Consider the following 8,279-nt stretch of genomic DNA (forward strand, 5'->3'; position numbering starts at 1 on the left):
AGGGGAGAGGGGGAGAGGGGGAGAAGGGGAATTCCTCTTTAACTCTTCACTCTACACTCTTAACTCTTCCCTGAAAGAGGCGCACCGCCAATGTACGCCGCCAACCGACTAAAGACCCGATATTTCTCGCGCCCAACCCGCCAATTCGTCGCGCACCGACTCCCCAGGTATCTTTTTTGTTGACCTTGTCTTCCTAACAACTCTTCTCTCTTCCCTCTTAACTCTTCACTCCCCCGATCGCTCGATCGTCTCCGCTAAGTGGCCTAATAATAAGGTTAGATCGTCGTCGGTGCGTTGTGTGACGCGGGGAGATTGGAGAAAGGCGGCAAGTTGACGGTTGCCTTCGGTTTCGTCGAGGTCTTGGGCGACAAATTGAAATAAAGGATTGAAAAAGCGATCGAACGGCGTTCCTTCGGGCATTTGCAAGGCCAATCGCTGCAATCCGTCGGAAAATAAGGCCAAGTGCGTCGCTCGTCCGTGCCAAATTCGGGTTTGGGCAGTGTCGAGGGCGTCGTCGGAGGTGAGAAACGTGGTTTGGTTGGCGTATTCTCCCTGTTGCGGTTGTGTTAGCGCGATCGCACTTCCGTCAATATCTCGCACCACCGCCGCCCCATCGCCAATTTGCGCCACCGCTACCCACTCTGATGTTGCCACGATCGCGATCGCGGTACTGGCATATTCTCGCACGGCGATCGCTTGACGCTCGGCTTCAGCATCGACCGCCTCTCTCGCCGCCGCCAGGGTTTCTCGCAAAACCGTTTCGAGGGGACTTGGCGTTGCAGAGGGTTCGGACGAATCTTCCGACTCCTTAAAAGATTCGGGTTTCGAGTCGCCTGTTGAATCGGCAAGAGAATTCAGTTTCGAGTCGTTTTCTGAATAGTTTCTAGACGCGTCGGTAGAAGTTTCCGCGAACTCCTCCGTTTCCGACATCTCTGGCGCGATCGCCAGTTCCGTATCAGCGAGATCGACGGGTTGCGGGGGGGAAAAACGGGTAAAATCGATCGTCGCCAGAAAATCGATCGCCGCTTCGACCGCCACTTTCGCCCCGATCTGCGATCGCGTCACCGATCCTGCGCCGTCCGCCACCGCCGCCAGTAAAATACCATCGGACGCTCGTTTCCAACACCAGGCGTCTTGACAGGGTAGCGATCGCCGTTGGTGACTGGTTCCGCACACCGACGCCGCCAACACCCGCCAAGTTTTCTTCGAGTCTTGTTTCACACTACAGAGTTGGGAGTTAACAGCCTTAAACCTCGCCCCAACCGGGAGGGGGAAGGGGAACCTGTTCGTCGGGTTTGGAATGGGAGACGCGCTGCATACTCGCCGACAGCCAGACGAACATTTCGCGGAAATCCAATCCTTTTAATTTCAGCGGCGCGCGCGCGAACATTTCTGTAAGCCGTTCCATGTTGGCGTTTTCGACGCCGACTGCAAAACAGGCGACGCGTTTGTGGGTTTCGTCGTCTTTGATGCGAGCGATCGCCTGTTGGACGACTTTATCGGATTCCCCCTGGGGTTCGCCGTCGGTAATCGCAAACAGCCAGGGACGATAGTAGCTGACGCCGTTGTTGCGGTATTGCTCTTTGCGATCGGCGATTAAATCCAAGGCTTTGTTAATCCCCGTTCCCATACTCGTGAGTCCCTGAGCGCTGAGGGTGGGTTCCTCAAAGCGATCGGCCGTGACGAAATCTCGTACGACTTTAACATGAGTGTCGAAGGAGACCACCGCCACTTCGACCCGCTTGCGGGCGAGTTCGTCTTTGTTGAGTTCTTCTCGAAACGCCTGCAACCCCGCGTTGAGAGCGTCGATGGGAGCGCCAGACATCGAACCCGAGGTATCGAGCAGGAGAATACAAGGACAGCGGGGTTCTGGGTTTTCTGCAAATTCAACCGCGTCTTCGAGATTGATGGCTTCGGACATGAGGTTAACGGTTTGGGTAGCGGTGTCGTCGAGCATACCTATAGGCTGCGATCGAGATCCTATCTCGAGGTGGTTTCAAACACCAGTCACTCTGTCGAACGTCATGGGGGAAGAGTTCCCTCGATCGCACGGATTTCGAGCGCGATGGGTGAAAGTACAATATAAGTAGAGAGTGCTAGGAGGAAACGACCGTGTTAGCAATTCATGCAACCGTCGAACCCGTCCAAACTAACGATCGCCCCGCAACACCCGACAGTTCCCGTTGGGATCGGATTCTAAGTTGGATTTTAGGCAGTGACGAACTGTTAGAAATTGCCCGAGAAGGATTGCCCGAATCGAAACGAGTTCGGCAACTGGTCGCTGGATAGTTTTAACGCGTTTCCATGAATTCGTGTTGGAAATTAGCAATTTATCCAGGATGCGTTGCTCGACCGATTTCCGTTTTATGGGCGGTGAAATGCGATCGCAACTTTCAAAAAATACTGCAAAATTCTAAAGTAGCGGTATTTTAGGGGATATTTTCGTTCTAAATTTTTTAAAATTGTAATAAAAAATAGTTATAAACGTTCTAAAAAGATCTGAACGATCGGATATTTTCGCGCGATCGATCGTCGGTTTTACGTCGGCGCGTCAAGTGGATTTTCCTCAAGACGAAGAGGTGGATCGATCCGTGCAGGGTAGCGCGAGGTAAGAATACTGGGTTTCTGTCTGCATCTAGCTTTCCTCCCTTTCTCGAGTCTGGCCGAAGTCTACGATCGCTCGATTCTTTTGCCAAAACCCGATCGCGCCCCAAAAGGCAATACAAGTAAAAACCCTAACGAGCGCGATCGCTCGAGGTGGGGGTATACCTAGAATCCCTGAGCGATCGTAGCGTAGAATAAGGAACTGTCTGCCTGCCGATTCCGCTAGGACGCCAAACCTCAGATGGATTCGGGCAACCAGGCCGGTGTGGAAAAGCCCATAAAAGTTTGAGAAACCATTAAGCTTAACGCCTATGGATGTTGCCAATCTTGCCACTCAGCTCAACGCTGAAACGATTTTACCCGAGGGCATCGTCCTCGTAACCCTCTTACTCGTAATCGTGGGGGATTCCATCGTCGGACGCCGTTCGTCGAGTTGGACGCCCTATCTGGCGATCGCGGGACTGCTGGCGGCGATCGTTGCCCTCGTTTACCAGTGGGACAGCCCCGATACCTTCGGATTTTTGGGGGCGTTCAACAGCGATCCGCTCAGTGTAGTTTTTCGCGGAATTATCGCCCTCTCCACTGCCGTAACTGTGTTGATGTCCGTGCGCTACGTCGAACAAAGCGGCACGTCCCTGGCGGAATTTCTGGGCATCATGCTGACGGCAACCCTCGGCGGAATGTTTTTGTCCGGTGCCAATGAATTAGTCACGATTTTCGTCGCCTTAGAAACCCTCAGTATTTCGTCTTATTTACTGACGGGATATATGAAACGAGACACGCGATCGAACGAAGCCGCCTTGAAGTACTTGCTCATCGGGGCGTCGAGTTCGGCGGTGTTCCTCTACGGCGTCTCGTTGCTGTACGGACTTTCGGGAGGAGAAACCCAACTCGATAAAATTGCGGCAGTCATCGCCCAAAGCGAAAGCAGTCAAGCGATCGGTTTGGCCATCGCCCTCGTCTTTACCATTACCGGAATCGCCTTCAAAATTTCCGCCGTTCCCTTCCACCAATGGACACCAGATGTTTATGAAGGATCGCCGACTCCCGTAGTGGCGTTTCTGTCGGTGGGATCGAAAGCCGCTGGATTTGCCCTGGCCATTCGTCTGCTGGTGACGGCGTTCGGATCGCTGACCGATCAGTGGCATTTCGTGTTTACGGCGTTAGCCATTCTCAGTATGGTGTTAGGCAACGTCGTTGCCCTAGCCCAGACGAGCATGAAACGGATGCTCGCCTACTCTTCGATCGCCCAAGCGGGATTTGTCATCATCGGCTTACTGGCTGGAACGGACGCCGGTTACGCCAGTATGGTGTTTTACCTGTTGGTGTATCTGTTTATGAACCTGGGCGGTTTCGCCTGCGTGATTCTGTTCTCCTTGCGAACGGGAACCGATCGCATTAGCGAATACGCCGGACTCTATCAAAAAGATCCCCTGCTCACGTTGGGATTGAGCATCTGTCTGCTGTCTCTCGGCGGAATTCCGCCTTTGGCGGGCTTCTTCGGCAAAATTTATCTGTTCTGGGCAGGTTGGCAAGCCGGACTCTACGCCTTAGTCTTGCTGGGATTGGTCACGAGTGTCGTGTCGATTTATTACTACATCCGCGTCGTGAAGATGATGGTGGTGAAAGAACCTCATGAAATGTCCGATTCGGTGAAGAACTACCCAGAAATTCGTTGGAATTTGCCGGGAATGCGCCCCTTACAGGTCGGAGTCGTATTGTCGGTTTTAATTACGTCCCTAGCGGGCATTCTCTCGAACCCGCTGTTTACCTTGGCGAACGATTCGGTCACGAAATCTCCAGTGTTGCAATCGTCGATTTCAATGCCGCAGTCGGTCGCTTCGGCGATCGTCGATGTCGAATCTGTTCCTACCGACACGCCGTAATCGATCGAACTTACCTCATTTGAAAATTACGAGAACGACCCGGTTTTTAAGAGAGCCGGGTTTTTTATCGATATTTTTCGGGCTTGAAACTCTACACTCTAGAAGATGTATTCCGCTTAACCGACACCCAAGGAACCGTTATTGACGACTACGTTCCTCAAGTCGATGTTATCGAACTTCCTCCAGGCTTAACAATTGATGACATTGACATTTTGGGTTCGGGACGAGGAGGTGGACCCCGAGCTGCCATTTTGCAAGTTCGATCGACTGGAGAGCAATTAGCTATTCTGAATGGCTTCCCCGGAGAAGCCTCAACCGCAGTTCGTAAAGAAGACATTATTAGTTTGGGCGCCGCTCTACCCTCGCGTTCTCCTCAAGAGCAAGATTTAGGAAATCTAGGAGAATCGAACTTGTCTGCTTCAGGAACGCTCCTTCCTGAAAACTCTCTGGGCGGCTTCACACCTACCTTCTTCCAGTTTGAGGTCAACCAACCGAGTACAGTGACAATCTCCCCTTCTGTAGGCTCCATGGAAGGAGTAACTTTTAGCCTCAATTTATCCCAAGATTTGACAGGAGATGATATTTATCAACAGTATTTGGATGAGCAGGTAGGTAGTAGTCGAATCGATACGCGAGAAGACCCTGCATTTGGAAATCGCGATGAGGAACTCGAAACAGTATCAGTGCAGGTTGAAAATGGAACTTATTTTGTAGGAGTCCGTGGAACGCCTGGATTGTCTTACTCGTTTGAGATTAGTGCGGAGCCTCTCTCTGCTGAAGATTCAAACAATATAACTAGTCCGTTTGTGTCAAACAGCACGCAACCAACAGTCCTCGGTTCAACCTCAGCTAATGATTCTGTGGATGTCTTTCCATTTAATGCCTGGGCTGATACAGGAAGCCTCGATCTAAGCTTGAGCAATATCACGGAGGATGTCAATCTAACTCTTTACCGCGATTCTAATTTTAATGGCGAATTAGAATACGATGCTGATACCTTAGTTGCCTCTTCAACAAATGCCGGTCTTGCTCCTGAATTTATCAGTCAAAACGTGACGGGGACAGGAAACGGCACAACAATATTTAGCGACACATACTTCGTCATCGTTTCGCAAGCTGACCCGAATGGAGCTGGGACGAGCTACGAGGTTACGTTCGATTACGAGCCAGCTTAGCCCCTGAAGGAGGGATAAATGAGGATTATGAAGCGCGATCGCAGTCCACCTAAATTTTTCTGAATTGATGTGACTGTTCGATCTTGTTGATAACCGAGGAAACTTCACCATGAAACGCCTTCTAAAAACCTTAACCGTCTTGGCAACCGTTGCTAGTGGCGCGGTTCTGTTCCCAAATGCCACGAAAGCACAACCTGGCCCCGGCCAAAGGGGGTTCTGGTGTCACACGCAAGCCGGCCAGTACCCCACGACCATGTACCAAAGTGCTAACGGGGAGTGGGAACCCTGGATTCGCTGGGCTTCCCATCACTTTACGGGTTCCGGCTACGACCCTCTAACCCGCTGTCGGGAAGTGAGCGGTCGTATGGAAACCTACCGCCGGAATCGCCAGCTTTACTACATCACCGCCGGACGTATGAACGGTGAAAATGTGATTTGCACTGCCAGCCAAGTCAACGGACGGTGTGAAAACTTAATCTATACGCTGCGTCCGGGAGCGGATGTCATTCAAACACTGCAAACTCTTATGGCGTGGCGGGAAGGTCAAGCGGCAACACCCTCTCAGTATGAAAGCGGCCAGGTTCCTTATATTAATGTCGGCGATCGCCTTTACAACGACAATGCCCCGGCGACCACTTCAGCGCCTACACCTCAAACGGCACCTGAACCTGCTGCCATCCCCGCACCTGCACCTCGACCGAGTTCCAATGGCGGTGGAATGCGCGATCTCTAGAGTGAGTTCGTGACGCTCGAACTTGCCTCGGAAACTCTGGAAAAATTCCGTTTGTTTGCCCAGAGTTCTCCAGAACATCAGCCAATTGTCAATCTCGATGCGGCGATCGCCAAACCCTTTCCTCCATGACTCACCGACCCCACCTTGCCAAAATACCGATCGAACTCGTCAGTAGCTTGCTGCTGGCGTTATCCTGGGGTATTTCGGCGGAAGGACTGACCGCACCCGCGATCGACACAGTAGCAAAATTCGGCGATCGCACAGCACAATCGCCGAACACCACTGCGGTAGACGAAACCCAATTGCGGCGTGTAACAGTACGAGTGGTGAGTTCGGACGCGGCGGGATCTGGGGCGATCGTCGATCGATCGAACGATACCTACACCGTCTTAACCAACTGGCACGTTGTCGAAAATCGCCAGAACTTGACCGTTCTCACCCACGACGGCCATCGCCATTCCCTGTCCGTCGAACCAAGACGGATTGCGGGAGTCGATATGGCAGTCGTTCGATTTCGCAGTTCGCGTCAATATCCCGTCGTTCCACTGGCCGAAAACTTGCCGCAGGTCGGCGAAACGGCTTACGCTGCCGGATTTCCCCTGTACGAGCGAGGTGGCGGTCCTATGACGATCGATCGCGGCATCACTAACTTTACCTTGAATGTCGGTGAAGTATCTGTTCTGCTCGATCGACCCCTTCTAGGGGGCTATCAACTTGGCTACACCAACCCTATCGTCGTGGGAATGAGCGGCGGTCCGATTTTCAACGGGCGGGGCGAACTCATCGGGTTAAACGCCCGCACTAGCGGGCGCGATCCCGGATTTGGCGCTTACCAATACCGCGATGGCAGTTCCCCAACCCCTGATGAACTCGAAATCGTGCAATCGTCAAGTCTTGGGGTCCCCATTCACTATTACACCGGCCTGTCCCCGGTGTCTTCAACACCAACCGTTTCTCCGCCACCGCGCAATCCCGCAACCATCGCGCCGCCTGTCGTGCGTCCGCAAACTCCTCTCACTCCAGTTTCTCGCGAACCGCAAACTGTTCGCGACGAAGATCTCAATTCTCTCCAAGAATAAACCTGTCCGGATTTTACCTGACCTCAAACCATGATGAAACGTTTTACACCAATTTTGGGTCTGACCGTCGGAACTGTTCTCGTCGGAACGGCCTTTCCGCAATCGGCTTTCGCTCAAACGGCGCGAGAGGTAGCACGCGTTGCCATTCCCACAACGGTACAAATCAACAACCTTCTCGCCCCGAATAGTGGAGGTTCGGGAGTTATTATCGCGAAAGACGATGAGACTTATACCGTCTTGACCGCCAACCATGTTGTGGCGAATCCCAACTCCGAGTACGAGATCGTAACATCCCGCGAGAACAGTCACACTGTCACCAATGTCATTAATTTAGATTTCGATCCCGAACCCGAACGGGGAATCGATCTGGCGATCGTTCAGTTTGAAAGTGACGAGGACTATCCCATCGCTCCAGTTACGGATTCCGAGGAAGCCACGGTCGGTTCGGGGATTTACATCTCGGGATACCCGCTTCCCGGTACGCCCGGTGAAGAACGGGAGTATAGTTTCACCAACGGGATTATCAGCAACGTTCGGTCTAGTGATGAAGAAGGCTATCTGCTGCGTTACGATGCGGTGACGCGACGGGGGATGAGCGGCGGTCCAGTCTTTGATGTGAGCGGCCGCGTGGTGGGAATTCACGGTCAAGGAGAAACCACTGGGGTAGTGGCCAAAACGTAGTGATTTTGAATTTAATCTCTAGATAAGGTGCTTGTAAAATAGTTGTTTTCTTAAAAGCTTCAAGCAGAACCTTAAAAGGTTATTTGATTGATTGGTTATCTGGCTAGTTATTGTTTTTAGA

At 52.2% G+C, this 8,279-nt stretch carries 8 protein-coding genes; 6 read left to right on the forward strand and 2 right to left on the reverse strand.

Annotated features, from left to right (window positions below):
* Positions 1-225 precede the first annotated feature (225 nt).
* Positions 226-1,221: a PP2C family serine/threonine-protein phosphatase gene (locus tag POG22_RS00105; RefSeq protein WP_498902913.1), complete on the reverse strand. Its 996-nt coding sequence runs from the start codon at positions 1,219-1,221 to the stop codon at positions 226-228.
* Positions 1,222-1,246: 25 nt separating this feature from the next.
* A complete protein-coding gene (locus POG22_RS00110) occupies positions 1,247-1,957 on the reverse strand; it encodes a vWA domain-containing protein (protein ID WP_498902915.1) in 711 nt (236 codons plus the stop codon).
* A 155-nt stretch (positions 1,958-2,112) separates the two neighbouring features.
* On the opposite strand from POG22_RS00110, the gene POG22_RS00115 reads away from it, so the two are divergent.
* The 6 genes from POG22_RS00115 (at position 2,113) to POG22_RS00140 (ending at position 8,158) form a co-directional block, all read left to right on the forward strand.
* Positions 2,113-2,289, forward strand: coding sequence for a hypothetical protein (locus POG22_RS00115; RefSeq protein WP_498902917.1), 177 nt, complete (start codon positions 2,113-2,115; stop codon positions 2,287-2,289).
* Between the two features lie 626 nt (positions 2,290-2,915).
* Positions 2,916-4,490 carry an NAD(P)H-quinone oxidoreductase subunit N gene (locus tag POG22_RS00120; RefSeq protein ID WP_498902919.1) on the forward strand — a complete coding sequence of 525 codons (1,575 nt, stop codon included), beginning with the start codon at positions 2,916-2,918 and terminating at the stop codon, positions 4,488-4,490.
* An 83-nt stretch (positions 4,491-4,573) separates the two neighbouring features.
* Positions 4,574-5,665, forward strand: coding sequence for a hypothetical protein (locus POG22_RS00125; protein ID WP_498902921.1), 1,092 nt, complete (start codon positions 4,574-4,576; stop codon positions 5,663-5,665).
* Positions 5,666-5,774: 109 nt separating this feature from the next.
* Positions 5,775-6,398: a COP23 domain-containing protein gene (locus POG22_RS00130; RefSeq protein WP_498902923.1), complete on the forward strand. Its 624-nt coding sequence runs from the start codon at positions 5,775-5,777 to the stop codon at positions 6,396-6,398.
* 125 nt (positions 6,399-6,523) lie between these two features.
* Entirely contained in the window at positions 6,524-7,477 is a 954-nt protein-coding gene (locus POG22_RS00135) for a S1 family peptidase (RefSeq protein WP_498902925.1), read from the forward strand.
* 30 nt (positions 7,478-7,507) lie between these two features.
* Positions 7,508-8,158 carry a S1 family peptidase gene (locus tag POG22_RS00140; RefSeq protein ID WP_498902927.1) on the forward strand — a complete coding sequence of 217 codons (651 nt, stop codon included), beginning with the start codon at positions 7,508-7,510 and terminating at the stop codon, positions 8,156-8,158.
* Positions 8,159-8,279: the final 121 nt, after the last annotated feature.

The sequence above is a fragment of the Geitlerinema sp. CS-897 genome (genome assembly GCF_028368005.1).
Lineage (GTDB): Bacteria > Cyanobacteriota > Cyanobacteriia > Cyanobacteriales > Geitlerinemataceae > Baaleninema > Baaleninema simplex.